At 42.9% G+C, this 21,918-nt stretch carries 24 protein-coding genes; 6 read left to right on the forward strand and 18 right to left on the reverse strand.

Going from position 1 to position 21,918, the window contains the following annotated elements:
- Window positions 1-21 precede the first annotated feature (21 nt).
- From BB781_RS03655 to BB781_RS03690, 8 genes are all read right to left on the reverse strand, one after another.
- Window positions 22-1,035: an MBL fold metallo-hydrolase gene (locus tag BB781_RS03655; protein WP_394335324.1), complete on the reverse strand. Its 1,014-nt coding sequence runs from the start codon at window positions 1,033-1,035 to the stop codon at window positions 22-24.
- 92 nt (window positions 1,036-1,127) lie between these two features.
- Window positions 1,128-1,397 (reverse strand): thioredoxin family protein, encoded by a 270-nt coding sequence (locus BB781_RS03660; RefSeq protein WP_094227140.1) that lies wholly within the window; start codon window positions 1,395-1,397, stop codon window positions 1,128-1,130.
- A 204-nt stretch (window positions 1,398-1,601) separates the two neighbouring features.
- On the reverse strand, window positions 1,602-2,393 hold the full coding sequence (locus BB781_RS03665) for a nicotinate-nucleotide pyrophosphorylase (RefSeq protein WP_094227141.1): 792 nt from the start codon (window positions 2,391-2,393) through the stop codon (window positions 1,602-1,604).
- Between the two features lie 74 nt (window positions 2,394-2,467).
- Entirely contained in the window at window positions 2,468-4,357 is a 1,890-nt protein-coding gene (acs, locus tag BB781_RS03670) for an acetate--CoA ligase (RefSeq protein WP_094227142.1), read from the reverse strand.
- 344 nt (window positions 4,358-4,701) lie between these two features.
- On the reverse strand, window positions 4,702-5,052 hold the full coding sequence (locus tag BB781_RS03675; protein WP_094227143.1) for a nascent polypeptide-associated complex protein: 351 nt from the start codon (window positions 5,050-5,052) through the stop codon (window positions 4,702-4,704).
- 63 nt (window positions 5,053-5,115) lie between these two features.
- Window positions 5,116-5,448 carry a HesB/IscA family protein gene (locus BB781_RS03680; protein WP_094227144.1) on the reverse strand — a complete coding sequence of 111 codons (333 nt, stop codon included), beginning with the start codon at window positions 5,446-5,448 and terminating at the stop codon, window positions 5,116-5,118.
- Window positions 5,449-5,574: 126 nt separating this feature from the next.
- Window positions 5,575-6,750 carry a hypothetical protein gene (locus BB781_RS03685; RefSeq protein WP_094227145.1) on the reverse strand — a complete coding sequence of 392 codons (1,176 nt, stop codon included), beginning with the start codon at window positions 6,748-6,750 and terminating at the stop codon, window positions 5,575-5,577.
- A 126-nt stretch (window positions 6,751-6,876) separates the two neighbouring features.
- Window positions 6,877-7,641 (reverse strand): RAD55 family ATPase, encoded by a 765-nt coding sequence (locus BB781_RS03690; protein ID WP_094227146.1) that lies wholly within the window; start codon window positions 7,639-7,641, stop codon window positions 6,877-6,879.
- A 93-nt stretch (window positions 7,642-7,734) separates the two neighbouring features.
- On the opposite strand from BB781_RS03690, the gene hisI reads away from it, so the two are divergent.
- The 3 genes from hisI to BB781_RS03705 all read left to right on the forward strand — a co-directional run bounded on the left by hisI (window position 7,735) and on the right by BB781_RS03705 (window position 10,601).
- Entirely contained in the window at window positions 7,735-8,097 is a 363-nt protein-coding gene (hisI, locus tag BB781_RS03695) for a phosphoribosyl-AMP cyclohydrolase (protein ID WP_094227147.1), read from the forward strand.
- Between the two features lie 109 nt (window positions 8,098-8,206).
- Window positions 8,207-10,048: a PINc/VapC family ATPase gene (locus BB781_RS03700; RefSeq protein ID WP_094227148.1), complete on the forward strand. Its 1,842-nt coding sequence runs from the start codon at window positions 8,207-8,209 to the stop codon at window positions 10,046-10,048.
- 346 nt (window positions 10,049-10,394) lie between these two features.
- A complete protein-coding gene (locus BB781_RS03705; protein WP_094227149.1) occupies window positions 10,395-10,601 on the forward strand; it encodes a hypothetical protein in 207 nt (68 codons plus the stop codon).
- A 336-nt stretch (window positions 10,602-10,937) separates the two neighbouring features.
- On the opposite strand, the gene hepT is transcribed toward BB781_RS03705, so the two are convergent.
- From hepT to BB781_RS03720, 3 genes are all read right to left on the reverse strand, one after another.
- Complete coding sequence (hepT, locus tag BB781_RS03710; protein ID WP_094227150.1) at window positions 10,938-11,360, reverse strand: type VII toxin-antitoxin system HepT family RNase toxin; 423 nt, start codon at window positions 11,358-11,360, stop codon at window positions 10,938-10,940.
- Window positions 11,361-11,807 carry a type VII toxin-antitoxin system MntA family adenylyltransferase antitoxin gene (mntA, locus tag BB781_RS03715; protein WP_094227151.1) on the reverse strand — a complete coding sequence of 149 codons (447 nt, stop codon included), beginning with the start codon at window positions 11,805-11,807 and terminating at the stop codon, window positions 11,361-11,363.
- Between the two features lie 178 nt (window positions 11,808-11,985).
- Complete coding sequence (locus BB781_RS03720) at window positions 11,986-12,543, reverse strand: class I SAM-dependent methyltransferase (RefSeq protein WP_094227152.1); 558 nt, start codon at window positions 12,541-12,543, stop codon at window positions 11,986-11,988.
- Between the two features lie 128 nt (window positions 12,544-12,671).
- On the opposite strand from BB781_RS03720, the gene BB781_RS16305 reads away from it, so the two are divergent.
- Window positions 12,672-13,571: a Fic family protein gene (locus BB781_RS16305; RefSeq protein ID WP_094227153.1), complete on the forward strand. Its 900-nt coding sequence runs from the start codon at window positions 12,672-12,674 to the stop codon at window positions 13,569-13,571.
- A gap of 198 nt (window positions 13,572-13,769) precedes the next feature.
- Here BB781_RS16305 and BB781_RS03730 read toward each other — a convergent pair whose 3' ends face one another.
- From BB781_RS03730 to BB781_RS03740, 3 genes are all read right to left on the reverse strand, one after another.
- A complete protein-coding gene (locus tag BB781_RS03730; protein WP_094227154.1) occupies window positions 13,770-14,450 on the reverse strand; it encodes an ATP-binding protein in 681 nt (226 codons plus the stop codon).
- Window positions 14,387-15,007 (reverse strand): DUF3795 domain-containing protein, encoded by a 621-nt coding sequence (locus BB781_RS03735; protein WP_242492517.1) that lies wholly within the window; start codon window positions 15,005-15,007, stop codon window positions 14,387-14,389. The genes BB781_RS03730 and BB781_RS03735 overlap by 64 nt, the downstream gene beginning before the upstream one ends.
- 127 nt (window positions 15,008-15,134) lie before the next feature.
- The gene (locus tag BB781_RS03740) at window positions 15,135-15,809 is read right to left on the reverse strand and encodes an IS1096 element passenger TnpR family protein (RefSeq protein WP_094227155.1); all 675 of its coding nucleotides are present in this window, start codon (window positions 15,807-15,809) and stop codon (window positions 15,135-15,137) included.
- A 204-nt stretch (window positions 15,810-16,013) separates the two neighbouring features.
- Between BB781_RS03740 and BB781_RS03745 the strand changes: the two genes are divergently transcribed.
- A complete protein-coding gene (locus BB781_RS03745) occupies window positions 16,014-16,472 on the forward strand; it encodes a GyrI-like domain-containing protein (protein WP_094227156.1) in 459 nt (152 codons plus the stop codon).
- 627 nt (window positions 16,473-17,099) lie between these two features.
- On the opposite strand, the gene BB781_RS03755 is transcribed toward BB781_RS03745, so the two are convergent.
- Entirely contained in the window at window positions 17,100-17,537 is a 438-nt protein-coding gene (locus BB781_RS03755) for a very short patch repair endonuclease (RefSeq protein ID WP_094227157.1), read from the reverse strand.
- A gap of 113 nt (window positions 17,538-17,650) precedes the next feature.
- Here BB781_RS03755 and BB781_RS03760 point away from each other — a divergent pair, with 113 nt between their 5' ends.
- Window positions 17,651-19,276 (forward strand): DNA cytosine methyltransferase, encoded by a 1,626-nt coding sequence (locus tag BB781_RS03760; RefSeq protein ID WP_094227158.1) that lies wholly within the window; start codon window positions 17,651-17,653, stop codon window positions 19,274-19,276.
- 24 nt (window positions 19,277-19,300) lie between these two features.
- Here BB781_RS03760 and BB781_RS03765 read toward each other — a convergent pair whose 3' ends face one another.
- Genes BB781_RS03765 through BB781_RS03775 form a run of 3 tightly spaced genes read right to left on the reverse strand, consistent with a single transcriptional unit; the run spans window position 19,301 to window position 21,917 of the window.
- Window positions 19,301-19,726 (reverse strand): hypothetical protein, encoded by a 426-nt coding sequence (locus tag BB781_RS03765; RefSeq protein WP_094227159.1) that lies wholly within the window; start codon window positions 19,724-19,726, stop codon window positions 19,301-19,303.
- Window positions 19,717-21,726, reverse strand: a complete 2,010-nt coding sequence (locus BB781_RS03770) for an AAA family ATPase (protein WP_094227160.1) — start codon at window positions 21,724-21,726, stop codon at window positions 19,717-19,719. The genes BB781_RS03765 and BB781_RS03770 overlap by 10 nt, the downstream gene beginning before the upstream one ends.
- Window positions 21,726-21,917: a hypothetical protein gene (locus BB781_RS03775; protein WP_094227161.1), complete on the reverse strand. Its 192-nt coding sequence runs from the start codon at window positions 21,915-21,917 to the stop codon at window positions 21,726-21,728. The genes BB781_RS03770 and BB781_RS03775 overlap by 1 nt, the downstream gene beginning before the upstream one ends.
- Between the last annotated feature and the right edge of the window lies 1 nt (window position 21,918).

Consider the following 21,918-nt stretch of genomic DNA (forward strand, 5'->3'; position numbering starts at 1 on the left):
TTTATCCTGCCAGAAAGGACTTCACACAAATTCATTGCTTAAAACATTATTTATCCGGTCAATAGAAAGCGCATTAAAACCAATGCATTCAAGATGTTTTGCAAATCTTCCAGGACGGTGACCACTGGGATGATAGACAACTGTAAATTCAGGACCAATATCCTTTACCATTGTTACAAGTCCCCTGGCATCCAGATGATCGCTGATCTGGATTGCAGGATATCGATAATCACTGCGTCCCGTCATTACAAATTTAGACATGCGGGAAGGCAGTTTCTCCAGATCCCATGGGGGGACTATACTTATGCAATCTCCACAGCCTTCTCCAAGACACGCCAGTTCCCCGGCACCTTCAAGAAGGCCCCTTGTAAGTGAAAGAGATTGATCTTCCATCTCTATTGTACCATCATAACCAAGTCCCCGGAGAAGCTCCACGGCTCTTTGTGCCTTACCGAAGGCATAGGCTCCAAAAGCAATAGATGGATGATCCCTGAAAGCATTCTCAAAACCTGATATATCGTCGTCAAAATAACAGGTCGCATCCCCCGGGTCCCCATAATTAGCTTCGGTTATCAGCAGGTCACACTCAGGAAGCATAGAAGCATCCTTTACATCACCTGTCACAAGGATCCTTGTGCCAAGTTCATTCTCCCACATAAACGAGGTTGAACCTACCGTGTGAAAATTTGGGAAGGTCTGCACCTTTACGCCGCAGGTCTCTATTATATCTCCTACTTTAAAAGTCCTGCCGGCATATTTACGCTCATGGCGTATCTCAAGGGCAATGGCAGTCTTATCGGAGCACACTGCGCGCTCAGACAGCATTGCAGATTTACCATAGTGGTCAGAATGGGCATGAGTAATAAGATAAGCATCTGGCTGCTGGTATTTTGCAGGAGTCCGGGTAGTATCTATTGAAAATGTGACAAGTTTGCCTTCGACAGACCTGAACTTCACAGAAAGATGAGGCTTAAAAGAACCCCGGGAGTTCTTCTCCCTGAAAACCATTACACCAAGATCAACCAGTTCCTTCAATTTACGTAACCTCGGAACTGGATTGACCTGAAGGTATTTACACTTTTTCAAAAATACGGAGGAAAACAATTTGAAAAAAGAATATCAGGCGCCTAAAGCACCTTTTTCAGTTCTTCGATGAGGACACCTGCGGTGGTAAGCCCGGTAAAACGCTTTACTGGCTTTCCGTCCTTCACTATAATAAGGGTAGGTACCGCCTGGATACCATACTGAGATGCCAGACTCTGGTTCTGATCCACATCTATAACCTTTACATCAACCTTGTCACCAAATTCTGCTGTTACCTTTTCAAGATGAGGTTTCTGCATCTTACAAGGTCCACACCAGGTTGCACTGAAATCCAAAAGTTCCGGTTTGCTCATATAAACACCTCTGTATAATATATCCCATGAATTGATTATTTTTACTTTTATCGATGTAGCACATTACCAGAGCGGAAAGAGATTGCCTGCAACCTGAGTCCCCAAAACCCAGTGCCTCTTTGCAACGGTGATGTGCATTACACACACAACCATGTTCACAATTGTATATAATGTTTTCGTTTACGTTATATACTGACGTTATACTCACATACGCCTTATCCGAGAAGTTAGATCAAGCGGCTTAGCGTAATAAGGCGCAGTGGTCACAATGACATCCACAAGCTTTGCATATTCTGGTATCATACCAATATCTATCCCGCCAACTGCGATTTCCAGATGTGGATTAAGAGCGCGCAGCTCCGGCACCAATGATCCCAGTTCCTGGGGACTGTAATGGTCCAGTAGAAGCAGATCAGCCACAGGTGCAGATTCATAAGCCTCTTCCCTGGTCCTTGGTTCGATCTCTATCTTACGCATGGCCCTGAGCTTTACCTGTTTTTCCATTACATCCAGATGGTTCTGTGTAATGAGAATAGAATCGCTCAAGGAGTTTCGGTGATGGTCACCGCCTCCTATCTTTACAGCCTTAAGCTCATACTTGCGAAATCCCGGATGAGTTTTACGGCTTGTTGCTACCATAATATCAGGATTTGATTTTTTTGCAAGCTCCACAGCAAAACGGGTACTTGAGGCAATAGAGCACACCAGTGAAAGGAAGGTCTGCGATATACGCCACAGTTTAAAAAGTTCCGGAAGATCGCCCTGTGCCTCAAATATCACATCGTTAGGATTGAACTCAGCACCATTTTTCACCATGCTCACAACTTCAAGGCCTTTCTTTTTGTAGAAAGCCGCAAGGTCATCCATACATGCGGCAACCCCATGCTCCCTTGATTTTATACGAAGTCTTCCATTACCTTCTATACCAAGGAACTCTGTGGTCTCATCCCCGTAAGGACAATCCTCTGAAAGATAAAGATCAAAAAAGTCTATCATAGTAATCTCCTGCGCTACTTAATAGGAGAGTATATTTCATAACTGTTTCTATTTTTAAAGAAAAAAGGAGGACATCAGTCCTCCAGTGTTGAGATGTCTCCAGGGTCCTGGCCAAGTTCCCGTGCCTTTAGCAGGCGCCTCATTATTTTGCCGCTGCGGGTCTTTGGCAAAGATTCCACAAACTCGATCTCCGATGGCATAGCTATCGGACCTATGTTCATCCTTACATGATAGATAAGGTCCAGTTTCAACTTGTCGCTGGCCTTGAATCCCATGCGCAGTATGATGAAAGCCTTAATGGAATCTCCCTTGAGAGGATCAGGTTTTCCGATAACTGCCGCCTCTGCTACAGCCTCATGTGACACAAGGGCACTTTCAACCTCGGCACTGCCAATGTTATGGCCTGCAACTATCAGGACATCGTCAGAGCGACCAAGGATCATGATGTATCCATCCTCATCCTTTACTGCCAGGTCACCTGCGGTGTAATATTGCCCAATAGTGCTCCAATACTGGCGATATCGCTCATCGTTACCGTAGACAGTCCTCATCATGGAAGGCCATGGTTCCTTTATAACAAGCAAACCACCGGTTCCGGGAGGAACAGGTTCACCATTCTCATCAACGACATCGGCAATAACACCAGGGACTGGCTTTCCTGCAAACCCGGGCTTCATGGGTTCACCAATCGTTGTTGTAAGCATATGCATACCGGTTTCGGTTTGCCACCACGTATCCAGAATGGGACATGTCTCCTTGCCAATAACACGATAATACCACTCAAAAGCCTCAGGATTGAGAGGTTCCCCAACTGAACCCAGTATACGCAGTGAGCTCAGATTGTACTTTTCGGGCCACTGCGCACCCATCCTCATGAACATGCGAATTGCTGTTGGTGCTGTGTAGAAAATAGTTACATCGAACTCTTCTACCATACTCCACCATACACCAGGATCTGGATAGTCCGGTGTTGTTTCGGAAATAAGGACCGTCGCACCCATTGATAGCGGGCCGTAGACAATGTAACTGTGACCTGTGATCCATCCTGGGTCTGCAGTGCACCACATGACATCGCTCTCTTTCAGGTCGAAGATATTCTTTGTGGTGTAATAGGTACCGACCATGTAGCCACCACAGACATGAACTATTCCTTTTGCCGGACCAGTCGTTCCGCTGGTATAGAGAATAAACAATGGATCCTCAGCGTCCATGACCTCCGGTTGGCACTCTTTTTCCACACCTTCCATGATCTCGTAGAAATCAACTTCAATCTCCGAGAAAAGCTCCAGTTGCGGAGTCATTCTCCTGAGAACAACTATCTTCTCCACACATGAAGCATTAACAACAGCCTCATCTACCAGGGTCTTGAGGTCTATACGCTTTCCGCGCCTCAGAGTTGCGTCTGCAGTGATAACTATCTTAGCCTGTGCATCTTTTATCCTAGAGTGTAATGCGTTGGCACCGAAACCACCGAATACTACACTGTGTACCGCACCTATACGGGCACATGCCAGCATTGCAATTATCTGCTCAGGGACAAGTGGCATGTAAATACATACCCGGTCACCTTTTTCCACTCCAAGTGACTTCAGGCCGTTTGCAAATCTCATAACCTCACGGTAAAGCTGGCGATATGTTATGACCTGCTCTTCACCGTTATCACCAACCCAGATCAGGGCTACTTTGTTCCTTTTCCCATTGAGGACATGACGGTCCAGGCAGTTATAAGTAATGTTCAGCTTTGCATTGGTGAACCATTTTGCATATGGATGATCCCACTCCATTACCCTGTCCCATTTTTTGAACCACTCGAGTTCTTCTGCAACATTTTCCCAGTGTTTTTCAGGGTCTTTCAGAAAATTGCCATAAGCAGTTTCATAGTCCTGTATCCAGGATCTTTCCCTGACAGATGGATCGGGAAGGTAGCTTTTGCTATTCAGCTTGACATCGAAATTCTCAGACATGCTCGCTCCTTTTTGCATTAATAATCGTGATGTTTGCTCCATGACCTCAGGTCACTTCAAGGCCAATCGAACCAGTCTTTACAGGCAACCACATCATGTCATTTTGAAGAACAAACAAAGGTTCATGCATAAACCCCGGGACATGAAAGGAACCGCGTTGAAGAAGTGTATATCATAAATCACCAACAACTATCACGTATAATCATGATATTGATATATACCTATTTTGGTCTCAGCAATATATATCCCAGAACAAATAAGTTAATGCTCCAGAAGCAAACTTTGGCAATGATTAGAATAAAGCTATGAAACCGATAGCTGAAAACGCAAGAACAAAAAAAGAATTATGATGAGAGTGACAGAATAGCCTCTGCCAGATCACCATTTGCATTTTTCAATGCGTCCCTGGCTTTATCTTCGGACACTCCGGTCTGCTCTGCAACGAGCCTCACGTCATCATCGGGTATTTGTACATCCCTGGCGACCTCTTCCGGAGTACCGACTATCTGATAGGTATCCACACCCTGAGCATTCATTATGGAGACGTTGGCATCGTTAAATACGATATCCCTTGAAGCTGTCCGTATAATGACCTGTTCAACCTCATCTATGTCAGTGATGTTAATACCCATCTGTTTCATCATCTGTTTGACCTTTGCAGGATTCATTCCCCTGCCACCTATTCCCGGAAACATGTAATCACCTTTGTATATGAATGAATTACCCAAATATTCAATTATATGTTATTAAAAAGTTGCTTAACAGCATCCGCCACCACATGATGAGGAGCTGCATCCACCACCGGACGAGGGATTGTCGATGACAAAGCCCTTTCCTGAAGGACCATCTACGTAGTCGATCTTTGCATTGGACAGGCCATCTGCATCATCTTTATTCATTACGATCTTAAGACCTTTGTTCTCAACTATAAGGTCATGATCTTCGCTGATCTCATCCTCAAGTGACATTCCATACTGCACACCGCAGCAGCTCATGCCTGCAATGAAAACTCTGAGAGCGACATCCTGTTTGTTCTGTTCCTCAAGCAGTGATTTTAATTCAGCTGCTGCTTTGTCAGTTACTTCTACCATTATTGATTCCTCATTGTTTTGTTTGAAATTACTACAAGGTGACTACCGGGTAATCCCTTATATGTGTTTTTGATATATAAACAATTCGTATTGTTACGAACTGGTTTGATCGTCCCGACATAACCTTTACACAAATTCAACGTCATCGTCTACCGGATTTTTCAAGACCTCACCGCTTGAAGCATTTATCTCCACAGAGTTCCTCTGCCCCTTTATTTCCCATATAGGAACATAAACGAGTTCCACCTGCAAGCTAATATCTGACTCGACTGGCTTAAATCTTTTGTGTTCGGAGATTATAGCTTCACCCTGAGTATCATCAAAACGCAGATCACGCGTATAATCATCTACGATCATATTAAGAAGCTGCTTCCGTGCATCCTCTTCACATGTAACAGGCGTTTTCACGTCATACTCGACAGCTGGAACCACAACACTTTCACGTATATCATTGAGGTTCATGTTCTCTGAGTGACCATTGAGTGCATTAAGACAGCCAGAACCATCGCCGGATATGTCGATTATCTTGGACCTGTACCGATGTTCCACGCTAAGGGAATAACTGTACTTCCAGAAAGGCACGAATTTCAATATTGCACCATTCGATCCTCGGATATGAGGTGTTGATATGGAGATCGCACGTTCTCTTGATATGTTTACCGGCGATGAATGCAGATCCAGTATCATTGAATCTTCAGGCAACCTCTGGACCGGAACTGCAGGAAATTCAATAAACTGCTCATCCAAAACTTCTGCAACCTCATGTTCCTCAGGAACAGATTCAGAAGATTGCCCACGCGGGCGATAATATTGTACTTCTGTTACTCTCTCAACTGAAGGAGTGGGTGCCCTGGGGACACGTGACACAAACTTGTCTTCTAAAGCTCTTTTTTCGACATGAGGAGAGGAACCAGTTCCAAATATAGCATTTATAGCTTCTTTTGCATATTCATCTGACCTGTTGACCGGTTTTTTGATGCCTGTCTCAAGCAGATCAAGTTCTGCAGTTGCCCCTTCGATATCTGCAAGCACTGCCCTGCCGATTTTCAAGGCCAGGTCATCCCGGCCCCACACATCAATACCTGAAGCTGCTGCCTGACGAAGAACTTCATCAGATATATTGCCAGCGATTACATAGAGACCTTTTCCCTCTGCGATCTGACTTGCAAAGTCCCGCACCTCTACGACATCCGGAGTGTATGAAAGCTTAATGAACGTTTTCAATCCACTCTTTTCAGCAACTAGGTCATACCTGAAAGAATCTGTAACATCGTAACCTGATGATGTGAAAATATCCCTCAAAATTCGCACTAAGTCCTGTTTCATTATAATCATTACCCATTTTGCCGGTTAAGTAAAATAACTTTCCATGAATAAAAAGCATAAAGATGTGAAAGCATGTTTCCTGGTGTGGAAACATGATAAATATTAAAGAACACGTGTAGTAGTTTCCAGTTCGATTCCTTTATGTGTGACCTGATAAGAAATTGTCCGGTTAGGAACGAGCATTCCGCGCATTTTGCGAATCATAATATTGCGCTCGATCTCACTTCCACGTTCCCTGATCCTGAACTCTATGACACCGTCACATATGTGGCGAAGGGTGTTCTCAGTTATGGAGTCATGCATTCCGCTGGTCATCAGTATCAAGTGGATAGCTCCTGTTGCCTTACCGATGGAAGATATCAGTTCAATTGATTCAACTACGGTATTGAGACTATAGCCACGCAGAAAATATGAGATAGAATCAATAACTCCACGGTACTTTTTATCTCGCTTTTGCGTTACTGTAGCTTTCAGTAGATTCATCGAATCAATACCCTTTTTAAGAAAATCCTTGGCAGAAAGATTGCTGGTGAACTCTTTTGGGAGCACATTGTAAAAGCGTGGGCCGTAAGCGTCGACAAAATCAAGGCGTCCACCCACAAGATACTTTTCTACATCCCATTTCATATCCTCCATCTCATGAACTATCTCCTGAGCAGGGTGCTCTGAAGTGAAGTAGAAGACATCCTCGTCGTTTAAAAGACCGCCATACACAAATTGCTGGGCAAACATCTCGGAATTGGCCCCTGGCTCTGCAAGAATGAGAATCGTGGCCCCGGGAGGAACTCCTCCGCCAAGTTGCACATCCAGTCCGGCTATTCCTGTAGGAACCCTATATCCACCTGTACCATCAAAACTATAATCCATAATCATACCCCGGTAATGCAATTATTTTGATAACAATTATATTAATACTGAAGGATAATAGTCTTTTATAGTATATAGCAATTAGTGATGCTCATGATAAAAACTGAAGATATGAAGTATGATAACGGACTCATACAGGCTATTGCTCAGGACAATACTACAAAAGAAGTCCTGATGTGCGCCTTCATGAACAAGGAAGCACTGGAGAGGACCATTGATACCGGTATAGCGCACTACTGGAGCCGTAGCAGACAGAGCCTCTGGAAGAAAGGAGAGAGTTCCGGACACATACAAAAAGTTGTCGAGATAAGGATAGACTGTGACATGGATGCAGTCCTTTTAGTGGTGGAGCAGACCGGAGGCGCGTGCCACACCGGATTTCGTTCATGTTTCTACAGGACAGTAGACGGCAAAGAGATCGGAGAAAAAGTGTTCGACCCCGAAGAGGTCTATTGAGAATATTGCCAGCCAGCAATTATCCTTTCACTGCCCATTTCATCTTTTTTTCACCTCGTTTAAAGGAGTGGCGACTTAATTATATAGTCAGCAGACCATATTCGTAAATATGGAAGAATGTGCAGAAAACAGGCAAAAGATAGTCCCTGACACAAGTGCGGTCATCGATGGGATCCTCTCCGGAAGGATACACGATGAAGGACTTAGGGACGTGGATATATATGTTCCGGAAGCCGTGATAGCTGAACTGGAAGCCCAGGCTAACAGGGGACTTGAGATAGGATACAAAGGTCTTGAGGAGATCCAGGAACTCCAGCGATATGCGGGAAAGAAATACATCAGATTATTTTTCACAGGTCCCCGACCAAATCTTGACCAGGTGAAGCTTGCAAAGGGCGGCGAGATCGATGCGCTGATAAGAGAAACTGCTGTTGAGCTAGATGCAAAATTTGTCACTGGTGACAGGGTGCAGTCACTTGTTGCAAAGGCAAAGGGACTTGAAGTTGAATTTGTAAAGCCTCCTTTTGAAGATTTCGGACCGTTGCTTGTGGATGAATTCTTTACACCTGACACAATGTCAGTCCACCTGAAACATAAGGTCTGCCCCATGGCAAAGAAAGGTTCCATTAAAGATGTACAGTATGTGAAGATACGGGATGAGCCATGCACATACAGTGAACTTAAAATGATATCAAGGGAACTGCTTGACAGGGCACGCTCGGACCAGGAATCCTTTACGGAAATATCCTTTAGCGGCGCCGCGGTGCTCCAGATAAGGAACATGAGGATTGCCATAGCCAACCCCCCATTTTCCGATGATGTGGAGATCACCATCGTGCGTCCGGTAGCATCAGTATCACTGGACGAGTATCGTTTGAGCGATATGCTGAAAGAGAGGATACGCACCCAGAGAGGAATACTAATTGCAGGACCGCCGGGTGCAGGAAAGTCTACTTTTGCAGCTGGTGTTGCCACTTATCTTAATGACAGGGGGTTTGTTGTCAAGACTATGGAATCACCACGTGACCTTCAGGTGCCACCGGAGATCACCCAATACGCACCTCTTGACGGCAGCCTTGAGAATACGGCTGATGTGCTCCTGCTTGTGCGTCCGGACTATACGATATATGACGAAGTGCGCAAGACAAAGGATTTTGGCATATTTGCAGACATGAGACTTGCCGGTGTCGGTATGATAGGAGTTGTGCACGCCAACCGGGCGGTTGATGCTATCCAGAGGCTTATCGGCAGGGTGGAGCTTGGTGTTATTCCACAGGTAGTGGATACTGTGATATTCATCGATAAAGGAGAGATTGCCAAGGTGCAGGTTCTCGATTTCACTGTGAAGGTCCCGGCAGGCATGATGGAAGCGGACCTTGCAAGACCTGTTATCCTTGTTTCTGACCTTGAGACTGGTAAGAGTGAGTTTGAGATATACACCTACGGTGAGCAGGTGGTTGTCATGCCTCTTGGCGGTGAGCAGCAGAGAAGCCCTTCATGGAAACTTGCGGAAAGCGAGGTGAAAGATTTTATCGGCAACTATGCCAGCGGCCCGGTTGAAGTGGAAATGGTCTCTGACCACCGTGCTATGGTACGTGTAAGGGACACTGATATGCCCAGGGTGATAGGCAAAGGCGGCAAAACAATCGATGATATTGAGAAGGTGCTTGGAATTCACATCGATGTGCGTAAGTTCGAGTCCGGAGAGGAGCGTAAAACTCGTGAGAAGAAGGAATACCACCCTATCATCGAGCGCACGAAAAAGCACGTCATACTCAACGTCCCTGAGATCGCAAGCCGTGATGTGGAAATCTATGCCGGAGAGGAGTTCATGTTCTCAGCCACTGTCGGCAGGCATGGCGACATCAAGGTAAGGATAGATTCAACGATTGCATTTGATATAGAGGATGCTATTGACGAGGGCGAAGTTATCTGGGTTAAGGAAATTTGAGCGGTTCATTATACTGGAACAAATAGTGTCATTGGGCTGAAAAGGATTAACATCCACAATCCTGCTCAGCTTTATCAGATTTTTCTTTTCGAATCGTATGGCTCACAGGAGTGCATGATAAATCAGAAAATACCCAAAAGTGTCCGGGAAAATCTTACAGATTACTCTGATGACCTTACAGGCTCAGCACTTAGTTAAAAATGAGTGTTTTTTAGAATATGTGCGCAACCACGGAATTGTTACATTTTATAGCAACCAATAAACATTTATATTAATTGATAAATATTATTGTATGCAAATAAAATAGATAACATTCCATAAAATATAGTCTATAAGGGGAAATAAGATGAGTGAATGCGAACTACTCAGAAAATGCGGATTCTTTCAGAAGTATCAAAGCACCAAGGAACTGGCATGCAAAGGATTCATCAGCAGATACTGCAAGGGTCCTGACATGGACAACTGCAAACGCAAGGCATACAGGAAGGAACATGGTATGGCCCCAAGTGATGATATGATGCCTGATGGGCACACTATCGGCAGAGTTTGTTGAGTTTTCAGAGCTCTGTCAAGATCTTCACTAAAGATGTTACCAGGCTAAAGGAGTATATAGTGAACAAAAAGAGTACGGCTATCCATTGAAACTTGTTTCTGGCTCTATGGGGACACTGTTGACCGTCAATTTCAGATCCATGATTCACAAACCGTCCAAAACAACACAAAGAGGCAAGGAAGCTAAGATAGAAGGATAATGCCCTTTGAACCTTTTGCATCTTCAGACCTTTGGACATGCCACATCAAAAGAAGCAGCTTTTTAGCAGCTTTATCTTATGGCACAGGGAAAACGTGCAGTTGTATCTATGAAATGCGGATGGAAAAATATCAGATTTCAAGATGCCCTGCTTAGATATTCTACGATATATCTGGCAAATTCATCAAAATCTTCAAGCCTTTCGGTCAGGAACATGTGCAGGATATCGACATCTATCCCTTCATACATGTGAACCAGGACATTCCTGAAACCTGCTGCCTGGGCGAAGTCTTCTGCAAAGTTTGCCGGAATAATCCCATTTTTACCAAGTATGAGGAATACACTTCGGTAGACCTCAGGCCTTTCAAGTCCTTCTCTTGAGATTATTATTTCACCTATATCTATTGCACTTTCAATAGCTAACTGGAAATTCCGCTCAACTGCGCTGCGAAGTTCATAATTATCCTCCAGCCCGGCACTGCTTGCATCTACGGACTTCAGATAACTGACACATCTCTGCATGAAATTCAGTTTACGGAGGATTTTTTCATTATCGTGCATTCATGTCAGCCCCTTTTCCATAATCCTCTTGAGGAAATTACGGTTCAAACGATCCTCATAATATTTCCAGTCCAGATAAGTGGACATTATCCGCTGCTCCACATCAACTTTCAGGTCCTGGTCCCTTTCAAATACAAGTACATTTGGCTTTATAATCTCAAAACTCAGGACCGGCGACGTATCATTGATCACCAGAAGATCGACCTTGTCGCTTTTGAGCAAAGTTGCCAGACTGCCTATTAGTTCAATGCGTTTATGGTTTCTCTGCACTTTTGTAAGGGTACCGGACAGATAGACCCCTATATCAATATCACTCCGAGCACCGGCTTTACCCTCTGATACGGACCCGAACAGGTAGGCAAGCTCAACACATTCCTCTCCAAGAAAGAATTCTTTGAGAATTGGGATAAGTTGTTCTTTATCAAGCATCGGGGTGGTCGTGTTCATGATTACCGGCAAGGAAAAGTTTTCTAAATTTTTGTATGTGTTTATACGTAATAAAGGTTAAGTGAGCAAACGACAACTGCAAGAGAACGGATAGGAGGTATTGCAGGAACTGGATTTACCCAAGGTGACCACACAAAGGAACAAAATTTGTAGTCACCTTTTGAAGGGTCTGCATTTTTTAAGTCTTTTTTAAGATCACTGCTTTGTCAGGAAAACGCTTTGGCCTCTTCGCAACTGTAAACCCGGCATTGCTGGCTATTTTGATGGCTTCCTCAAACGTCTTTTTTGATACATGCAGCGGTAGCTCGACTATGTAGATCTGGCCATTATCTTTGAGTAACGATACCAACTCTCTGAAAAATGCTTCTTTATCCGCAACCTCATGCACCATGTAGAACAGGAAAACAAAGTCAAAATTCCCGGACACGCCTATTTTGTCTTCATCAGACTTATGCAATATGATATTTAGTTCAGTTCCGGAAGCTTTTATCTTTTCCCTTACTTTCTGGAGCATGCCTTCCTGTAAGTCAACAGCAACTACCCGACCGTTCTTTCCAACCATCCAGGCAATGTCAAGGGTAAAGAAACCCGGACCACACCCTACTTCCAGGACATCCATTCCTTCTTTGATATACGAACCAAGTATTTTGCGAGGGTTTTGCAACCATCTCCGAATCCTGCTATCAAGACTGCCCGCCCGTTCTACCGGGCATACACGGATATTTTCAGTACTCATTACGACTCTCTCCTTTAACCCTGTACTGATACTATTAGTGTAGACGTTGTTCCCTGAGCTTAAATACTCCATGTCCTTTCCACAGGTGACCACAAAATGCTATATAGAATGTGGTCACCCATTTAAGTGTGCATATAGAAAAAAGAAAACAGGGACAAAACACGAAATATTACCTGTCCCACTCCTACCGTGTCGGCAAAAGGACGAAGAAGATACGGCATTATCTGGGCCTGAACCTGACAGAGGAAGAGATAGAGGAGCGCAGGGAAGAAGCGAAAAAGGAGATCGAGCAGCAGATCCAGGTTAAGACCGACCTGTTGAAGTTCTCCCTTACAAGGAAGGAGATCGAGAAGCTGAACGAGTACGACAGGGAGATAGATATCGTTCATCTTGATGTGGCAGGCTGGAAAGCCTTCACTGAAAAGTTCGTTTTCAATACCAACGCCATCGAGGGTTCAGCCGTTACCCCGGAAGAGGTCCATTACCTGCTCCGGCACCACGGGGATGCCACTAATTGTGATGAGATCGAGGCACTGAATGTCGCACAGGCTGTGGATTTCATACAAAACACGGATGAAGAACTCTCACTTGAGCTCATCAAAAAGCTCCATAAACTGTGTTTTGAAGGCTCCAAGAAGTTTGCCGGCAACCTGAGGGATGTGGAAGTGGTCATACGCAACGCCTACGGTGAGGTCGTACACCGCGGCATCCCAAAAGAAGAGATCAAAAATGAACTGGAAGAACTTTCAAACTGGTACAACGACAACGCCGATGACCTGAAGCCCCTTGTACTGGCAGCACTGGTCCACAACCAGTTCGAGTTCATCCACCCCTTTGAGGACGGCAACGGCAGAGTCGGAAGATTGCTGCTGAATTATGTATTGTTACGACATGGTTACCCGCCTATTAATATATTGTTCGAGGACAGGGGGCGGTATTATCGTTGCCTGCAAAAGTATTCCGGCGAGGATGTGCTGGAGGATACGCTTGAGTTTTTGGTTGAGCAGTATCGCAAGGGGATGGAATGAGAGGATTGTAGGTGACTACATGGTTGTAGTGGAGATGTGGACATCAGTTGAAAAAATAACGATCAGCTTTGTTCCATGGCTATCGTTAAGTAAAATCGTTAACATAGGGTTAACGATAATCCCTATTCATAATGTATCCTGCTGATACTTTTATTCACAGAAGGAAAGTTATCGTTAAATCGTAAAGTTAACGATAATTTATTCCTGGTTTTCGAAGATAACGGCCGCAGAGTATTTAGTGGAGGGACCACTGCCGATTCTTATAACATGACCGGTGGATATGAGCTTGTTAACACGCTTGAGAACGCTGACTTCGGAGAGACCAAGCTCCTGGCTAAGTTCCCCACTTGTGGAAACACGGGTACTTTTTAGTAATCGTATGATCGTATCGTCGATCTCGTCAAGCTCTGAAATTGTCTTCTTTGTGAAAACAATCTCTGTACGATATGGCTTAAGAATGAATTCAACATCAACAAGAGGATGCTTTGAGCACACTTCTTTGATCCTGTTTATACCTGAGCCGTATTTTTCGATATATCCCATATCATACATGTATTGTGAAAGCAGAGGATTGCGGGGCTTGTGGGAAGGTTCATCTGGAGTTACTCCCGGAGGGAAATTGCCAGGGTTCTTGATTCTTATCCTTGTAGGGAAGATGAATATCTGGACCTCGGAAGGATCGAAATAGTTGCGATGTGTGAGTGCGTTAATGACAGCCTCCCTGAGTGCTTCAGGAGGATATTCAGGAAAATCACCTCTTTTCCATCCTCTCATGGAGCCACCTGCCACTTTCAGGTTCTTGTCGAAATATTCCTCTATGAAGTCGACGATTTCCCAGACTGGCCCGATGAATTCCCGTGAATCTTTGTAGCGGTCCATTTCCTCAGTTTCAAGTGATACTGTTTCCGGGCGGCAATTTCGTCTAATATAGAATGGAGCAATTTAGATCTTCCCTTAAGGTCTAGTCCTTCAGAACTGTTTTTTGCTTTTTCCAGTGCTTCTTCTAGTTCCCCAATCTCCAGAACCGTTGTTGCAATACAATAATAACTTTTGGAACGACCTTCGTTAAATTCCTGCAACATTCGGTTTAGCAATTGTTCTCTGACCTTTTGTGATTTTTCAAACTCATGAACTCCATTTTTTTGGATAAAGGCAATATCGTCTTCAAGTTTCTGATAACATTTGAATGAATCACTCTTTTTCCCGGCTGTCCTGTGTTTTTCCCACTTCTCACAAGTCTCATTTTCCTTGCAATCCCAGCAGAACTCAATCCCTTTCTTCTTTACTGCGCAGGTGATAAAAGGACAACCTACTGCCATTCTGCCTTCGCTTTTACAGCCTAGGCACCGGCTTTCTGTGGTCATGTGATAATTTGGACAAAGCCTGCAGGAAAGCCCGCATATCCCAATTTCAGGGATTTTTATTTCCATAGACATTTATTTGATAGTGTTTCTTTTACCTTTATCGTTGTCCAGTAACTGCTTCGGCGTAACAGGAGATGAGATGCTGGCCGAAAATCCCACGGACTCCTTCATGTATCCTTTTTAAAAAAGCTGGGAGAACTTAATCGTCTTCTCCGCAGTAAGCGCAAACTCCCATCCGGGGAGAATTGACAACGGGAAGCATCATATCCTCACCACATTCATGTTCCTTGCAACATTCATCGCAATATAACGCAAGTTCTTCGTAACTGCATTCAGCACATACCTGTGTTGCAGGTTCCCCACATTCCACGCATGCAAAAACAGGAGGTAAGTTGCGCGCCATGAGTACTACTCTTTCTTTCCTTTTGACTCCCAGACTTACTGATAATACCTTCAGTACCAGTTCAGTGGTCGAGCCGAAATCATACTCATACATGAATTCGAGTCCTTCGGACAGAACATCCTTCAACTTCGCCTTCATATCCCTGTTTCTTTCATACATAAGATACGGATCCGGATGGGAATCGTATGTCTCGCCGCCGATGCTGAACATACTCAGATGTCCGCAGCATTCCAGCCACTTGTCCCTCAGGAACTGGTCCAGGTCCTTTAAAGATGCGTTGGCGGATGCATCAAGATACATGCAATATTCTTTCCTGTAAAGGCCTTTGACCTGAATGCAATAATATAGCTCTCTGCCTGGCGGATTTTGTTCTTTCCGGACATTACAGTTCTCCAGATGCCTTTTTATGGCAATTTTCCCGAAAACCTCACCACAATAATTACACCTTATACTTTGCTTCGCCTTCTTCATTGGATTCCCTTCTCTTCATTTGTTCCTTGTCGTTCCTTACCTTGCATGATACCCTTTTAGTTACAACTGAAAGGATGCTATTTTTTCAAATATAGAGGTTAACGACGGGAAGGTTTTTCAAATTATGGTTCTGCTGAATCAAAATAATAAAAGATATTTACCAGGAATACGCAGTTGTTTATACTCAATTTTGGAGATGTGCACATGAAAGACGGAATCGAGATGAAAGAAGAAAAAGCACAGCCAGTCCTGTCGATCAGGACCAGGGCGGCGGTCCGGGACCTTCCCCGCATAATCAGGGAGAACTACGGGAAGATCATGCAGTATCTGGAGAAGATAGGCCAGCAGCCTGCCTGCGCACCCTTTGTCGCGTACTATAATATGGATATGGAGGACCTTGACCTGGAGATAGGCTTCCCGGTCCTCAGGCCACTGGATGGTAGCGGTGAGATAAACAGATCGGAGATACCCGCAGGAAAATATGTATCCATGATGTACAAGGGCCCCTACGCAGGCATGGAAAAACCTTACAACGACATGATGAAATGGATCGGAGAACACGGATACAAGCCAAAGGGCATTGCCTACGAGTATTATTACAATTCACCTATGGAAGTACCGGAAAGCGAGCTGTTGACCCGCATTGTAATGGCTATCGAGTGAGACGGTGCGCTCCGGCTGTGCGGGGACCGGTAGAAGATCTGCGCATCTGCGTGAATTCTCTGAACCAATATTGCCGTTGAGGTATGATCGCCTACAGAACTCTTTTAGTAAAAGTACGCTTGCCGGGAAATCAATTTAATATACAAGAACCACGGATGAATAATTAGGGAGTGCACGATCGCTCTTGAAGTTGCAGAAGATGGCGGATACACTGCACATTGCCTTGAGCTTCCGGCAGCTATCAGCGAGGGAGATACCAGAGAAGAAGCCCTTGAAAATATCAAGGGGGCAATTGAGCTTGTGCTTGAGGTCGCTGAAGAGCAGGCAAGAGTCTTCGGCGAGATCGCAAAGGTTGATGTTGCAAGTGCCTGAGATGCCAGTGATCTCCGGCCGGAAGACTGCTTCTGAATTACGTCCTGCTAAAGCATGGCTACCCGCCGATCAATATACTATTCGAGGACAGGGACAGGTATTATCATTACCTGCAAAAGTATCCTGGCGAGGATGTGGTGAAGTTTCTGGTGGAGCGGTATGGGAAATAGATGAGGAGGTGACTACATATGTTAGAAAAGGTTGTGGTCACCTCTTAGATATAATTAGAAAACCCTTCTTGTATACCGGAAGTCTTCAGGATTTCCGGTCATAAAGTTCTTTCACTTTCTCAGCACAATCAATAACATCTCTTTTTATCTGACATTCCCAAAAAACCAGAACATCCCAACCCTCTGTTTCTAAAGCTGCTTTTTTCTTCGCATCCCTTTCTTTGTTCTTCCTGAATTTCTCTGCCCAAAAGTCAGTATGGGACTTTGGAAGAGGGAGGTCGCAATAAGGACAACGATGCCAATAGCAACCGTGGACAAATATTGCAATCTTCCTACCAGGATAGGCAATATCTGGGCTGCCTGGAGCCTTTTTCCAATGAAGTCTATAACCTGAAATGCCTACATCCCTTAGTGTTTTCCTGAAGGCAATCTCAGGTTTGGTGTTCTTCCCCGTGTTTGCACTCATTACTCGAGATGTTGCTTCTGATTCGGGGATAGGGGCACGGCCGTCTCTTATGTACATGCTAGCACATTATCTCTAATCAACCTATAAAACACGAGTCATCAAGACTAAAAATAATATATTATCAAAATGAGATCAATAGATATATATTATTATGATGTATTTCTTCGAATATGGAAAAAAGGCGATTGACAGTAGCAGATTTCTTCTGTGGAGCTGGTGGCTTCTCTGAAGGCTTTAGACAAAACGACTTTGATATAGTCTTTGCTTTAGATAACTGGCAACCTGCTATCGATACGCATCATCAGAACCATCCTAACTGCAATGCTATGAAAATGGACATATTGGAACTGGATACCCCAGAGAAGATTGATGAAATAGTTCCTGATGTTGATGTCATTATCGGAAGTCCACCCTGTGTATCATTCTCAAATTCCAACAAATCAGGAAAAGCAGATAAGAGCCACGGTATAGAGTTAATTAAGACATATCTTCGTATAATATCGTGGAAAAAGAGGAAAGGACAGCTCAAGTACTGGATACTTGAAAATGTTCCCAACGCAGGAAACTACATAAAGGACAGTTATACATGGAAGGAACTTGACCTTCCTGGAAAAGGACCCGATTTGAAGATAGAGAAAAAAGAAATATTGAACGCTGCCAATTATGGTGCACCTCAAACGCGGAAAAGGTTCTTTTGTGGAAATTATCCATCCCCAAAATCTACATGTGAGAACGAATCGGATTGGATCACAGCAAGACAAGTACTGGAAGCTTTGAGAAATCCCTTCGAGAAGGAACACAAAGGAACAATCACTGATCCAAACTACAAATTATCAATCCCTGCAAATTCGCTCACTGACCATTTCTATGATACTAGGGTTGCGGATTTCGAATGGGAGAGCGCTAAGAGACTGAAAGAGGACCATGGTTTCATGGGAAAAATGTCGTTCCCTGAGGATCTTGACCGCCCAAGTAGAACTGTCGTAGCAACCAGATCCGCATCTACTAGGGAAGCTATGATACTTGCCGCGGTCAATGAGAAGGAAAAGCATATCGGTTACCGTTTACCAACCATTAGAGAAATATCGTCTTTCATGGCATTTCCCATTACTTACCAATTCGAAGCTGGAAACGAGAACTCGAAATATAGACTTGTTGGCAATGCAGTCTGTCCTAAGTTGTCCTCAGCCCTTGCCAAGGCCATTCTCATCAACGAGGAAATTGAGCCTCCAAAGGAGTTCATTCCTCTACAAAACGCAAAACCATCTGTAGACCTTACAGGTACTAAAAGAAAACTAAAAGAACCTTGCAACAAAAAACCAAACGCAAAATTTGCCATACATATCCCCTATATGAAAATAAGAGGATTCAGAGTGGAACTAAGCAATAAAGACTCAGATTTTGATAAAGGAGAGATTAAATGGTCATGTGTTCTGCATCAGGGTAGCGGGAAAAGTGCGCTGATGTGTAGACCTGAGGAATGCGATGTTGGTAGCATTGTAAAGGAAATACAAGGTTTTGAGAAGTTTAAAGAGGACGTACACGAGGAGTTTGGAGTTCTTGATATGAACCATATGCATTTGCAAGAGGCATATATAGCCAGATGTGAGAGCGAATATATTACACCTGAACGTGCACTTCAGAAAATGAAAGAACTTGTTGACATGCATTTCCCAAACGATGATGTCTTTGCAAACAATTCTGGAAAAATGATTGCAATAGACAGGGACAAGGTCCCTGTGAGAGTTATTGCAGGAATGTATGCCTGTAACTATTTTGTGGAATGCCTTGATTAATTATTTTAAGAATAACGGGAATGATTAAGCATCTAATGATTCCCTTGCAATCTTTTCAAGGGCCAGTTCCAGCGCTTCATCACTACCATAATCAGCTATCAGTTGCTCCAATTCGGCTAGTCCACCATGAGCATACTCTGAAGCTATTTTTTTCATTTCAGGTCCATTTGTGATGAACTTTAAATCCTTTGTTTCGTCAACAGCAATCGATGCTATTGTCCATAGGTCTTCATCTGAAAAACTAGAAACGTTCAGAAGACCAACTGGATCTTTGAAAGGTAATCGATTGTTAACCCTGTAGCCTAAAGCAAGACAAAGCATGAATATATGTTTATTATCTTTCAAGTCGGGGTTATCTTTAAACATAAAACCTGAAGAAACATTATCATACCTATCTCTAATCTCATGATTGATATTGATATTCCTTCCAAATATATCCCTTATTCCCATGGTCTCACCTTTGTGCTAGCACCTTCTTTTATCATTCGCATTTCTTGGTTCACTCTGGAATATATCTTTTCACGGAACGAAGGAGTGTATTCCTGATCTTTTACTAGAAGTATCACTTGGTTATCCCTTAGATAGTTAGGAAATTTTTCTGCAATATTCATCCTTTGCTCATTGTCAGTGTTCGCAAGGGGCGTATCTATGAAAATTGGGAACTTGAAACCAGAAACCTCTGATAAAGCGGCAATATAAGAAAGTAACAATACTTGTTTAGTACCGCTAGAGATATCGAGGATTTTCTCATTTTCATTTTCATCTTTTAACTTCATCTTATAATCTGCACCTATCGAAAAAACTGTATAGTTAGTTTGATCCCAGTGAAGATTCTTAAATGACTCAAAAGTTTTCTGTTCAACCGTATTTCTTACTTCTGCCAATATGTCTTTGTGTATAGAATGAAGATGTTTTATTGCACGGTCCATGAATTCTGCAGTTATTTTTGTCTGCTCATATCCATTCATTTTCTTTGCAATATTATCATTTTCACGAGATAAGGTCGAAATTTCAGCTTCAACTTTTCTGATGGCACCCTCTAATCTGCCAACTGCTTGTTCTTGTACCTTAAGTCCGTCTCTCAATCTCATTCTTTCTTCATTCAATGATTTAATGCCTTTTTCATTAATGTCTTTGGCTTTTTCATTGATTTCAGCTATTTCAGCATTATTAGCACTTATAGTTGTCTCAATATCTTTCAAGTTACTCAAACTTGCCATCCTTTGATCAAGAAGTGTTTGAGGAACCTTTTTCAAGAGATCGATTATATGAAATCTTCCTTCTATCAAAGTTTGAGATAGATCACTTAAATCGTTTTGTTTAAGTGTTTCGAGTAAAATTTCGCATGCTTTGTGACTCTCTTCATCAAAATCAGGGTCTAAATTTCTTCCACATATACACGTTTTTTTATCCAATAATTCACGGATATAAACATTTTTTATTTTAGGAGGGAGTTCATCTTTGCGCTCTGAAACTTCAATACTTTTCAACATTGATTCAAGCGCATCCCTACAAATTGCATGTGGAACAGTCTTTACAAGAGAAGAAGTAATCTCTTTCTGAAGGTTCTTATATGTATTATTTAATTCATTATTGGATTTTTCCAAATTAGCTCTTTTAGAAGCCCATTCTTTAAGCAAAGGAACGTTGACCTTATCTAACTCTAAATCAATCTCATTTATTCTTGATTCTGCTCTTTGTATATCCAGATTTGCGTTTTTGATTTTTATTTCTATATCTTCTATCCTTGAACGACGTTCATCTATCAAAGATAGGTTTCTTTCAAGCTCTTTATCCCCTTTTGACTCATTTTTTACACTATGAACTTTTTCACGTGCCTTTTTTAAATGAAGATGAGCAGATTTTACATATTCTATCTGAGATATTTTCTCTATCGAAGATTTGATGTTTTCACTATTGTTAAACGAAAAATGCTTCTCTAGCTTTTCACCTTCGAACAAAAAGAACATATGAATATCTTCAGGGAGTATGGAGTTGATAATGTTTCTACAAAAAGCCTGAGTAGCCGGAGTATCATATATCACAGAATCGTTTGAATCATTCCATTCACTTACTTTTACACTTGGTATTCGAATAGGAACCATTCTTGCGCCTGATTTCTGGAAAACACACTCTCTTTCTATAATGTACTTTGGCAAATTTGAGTAATCTTCATTGAGTGTTATTTCTACCTTGAGATCATCAATTGCACCTTCTTCAAGTTCATCCTTTCTTTGCAAATTAAATACATTGTGAGCCCTCTCTTTATCCAAATCACCGATATCTTTCTCATACAAGCACCATGAGATTGCAGATAACAGAGATGTTTTCCCAGTATCTGCTTTAGCTTCAATTATAGTGAACTTGTCTTTTGAACCTTCATCAAAGATGATTTCTTGTTCTCCATAGAAAGGCCGAAAATTCTTAATACTAATCTTTGATATCCACATTAAGAATCCAACTCCTTTTTACTAAAATCGATTGCGCTACTAGTAAAGCTTTTTATGTATTTATCTTCTGGAGAGCCTATATTACTTTTTTCAAGTGTAAGTACTTTGTAGAGAAACTCTTTCATGTGCTCAGTCTCATCGAGAGATTCTATCTTTCTAGTAATTATGACGTTAAGTTCTGATTTTTTCATT

It is taken from the genome of Methanolobus psychrotolerans (genome assembly GCF_002243045.1).
Classification (GTDB): Archaea; Halobacteriota; Methanosarcinia; order Methanosarcinales; family Methanosarcinaceae; genus Methanolobus; species Methanolobus psychrotolerans.

Excerpts from the sequence above, each read along its gene's own strand:
- BB781_RS03680 (WP_094227144.1), bottom strand. The coding sequence starts at position 5,448 with ATGGTAGAAGTAACTGACAAAGCAGCAGCTGAATTAAAATCACTGCTT.
- mntA (WP_094227151.1), bottom strand. The coding sequence starts at position 11,807 with ATGAACACGACCACCCCGATGCTTGATAAAGAACAACTTATCCCAATT.
- hepT (WP_094227150.1), bottom strand. The coding sequence starts at position 11,360 with ATGCACGATAATGAAAAAATCCTCCGTAAACTGAATTTCATGCAGAGA.
- BB781_RS03660 (WP_094227140.1), bottom strand. The coding sequence starts at position 1,397 with ATGAGCAAACCGGAACTTTTGGATTTCAGTGCAACCTGGTGTGGACCT.
- BB781_RS03760 (WP_094227158.1), top strand. The coding sequence starts at position 17,651 with ATGGAAAAAAGGCGATTGACAGTAGCAGATTTCTTCTGTGGAGCTGGT.
- BB781_RS03770 (WP_094227160.1), bottom strand. The coding sequence starts at position 21,726 with ATGTGGATATCAAAGATTAGTATTAAGAATTTTCGGCCTTTCTATGGA.
- BB781_RS03745 (WP_094227156.1), top strand. The coding sequence starts at position 16,014 with ATGAAAGACGGAATCGAGATGAAAGAAGAAAAAGCACAGCCAGTCCTG.
- acs (WP_094227142.1), bottom strand. The coding sequence starts at position 4,357 with ATGTCTGAGAATTTCGATGTCAAGCTGAATAGCAAAAGCTACCTTCCC.
- BB781_RS03735 (WP_242492517.1), bottom strand. The coding sequence starts at position 15,007 with ATGTCTATGGAAATAAAAATCCCTGAAATTGGGATATGCGGGCTTTCC.
- BB781_RS03755 (WP_094227157.1), bottom strand. The coding sequence starts at position 17,537 with ATGTACATAAGAGACGGCCGTGCCCCTATCCCCGAATCAGAAGCAACA.
- BB781_RS03705 (WP_094227149.1), top strand. The coding sequence starts at position 10,395 with ATGAGTGAATGCGAACTACTCAGAAAATGCGGATTCTTTCAGAAGTAT.
- BB781_RS03700 (WP_094227148.1), top strand. The coding sequence starts at position 8,207 with ATGGAAGAATGTGCAGAAAACAGGCAAAAGATAGTCCCTGACACAAGT.
- BB781_RS03720 (WP_094227152.1), bottom strand. The coding sequence starts at position 12,543 with ATGAGTACTGAAAATATCCGTGTATGCCCGGTAGAACGGGCGGGCAGT.
- BB781_RS03730 (WP_094227154.1), bottom strand. The coding sequence starts at position 14,450 with ATGGACCGCTACAAAGATTCACGGGAATTCATCGGGCCAGTCTGGGAA.
- BB781_RS03775 (WP_094227161.1), bottom strand. The coding sequence starts at position 21,917 with ATGAAAAAATCAGAACTTAACGTCATAATTACTAGAAAGATAGAATCT.
- BB781_RS03675 (WP_094227143.1), bottom strand. The coding sequence starts at position 5,052 with ATGTTTCCGGGAATAGGTGGCAGGGGAATGAATCCTGCAAAGGTCAAA.
- BB781_RS03740 (WP_094227155.1), bottom strand. The coding sequence starts at position 15,809 with ATGAAGAAGGCGAAGCAAAGTATAAGGTGTAATTATTGTGGTGAGGTT.
- BB781_RS03665 (WP_094227141.1), bottom strand. The coding sequence starts at position 2,393 with ATGATAGACTTTTTTGATCTTTATCTTTCAGAGGATTGTCCTTACGGG.
- BB781_RS03765 (WP_094227159.1), bottom strand. The coding sequence starts at position 19,726 with ATGGGAATAAGGGATATATTTGGAAGGAATATCAATATCAATCATGAG.
- BB781_RS03690 (WP_094227146.1), bottom strand. The coding sequence starts at position 7,641 with ATGGATTATAGTTTTGATGGTACAGGTGGATATAGGGTTCCTACAGGA.
- hisI (WP_094227147.1), top strand. The coding sequence starts at position 7,735 with ATGATAAAAACTGAAGATATGAAGTATGATAACGGACTCATACAGGCT.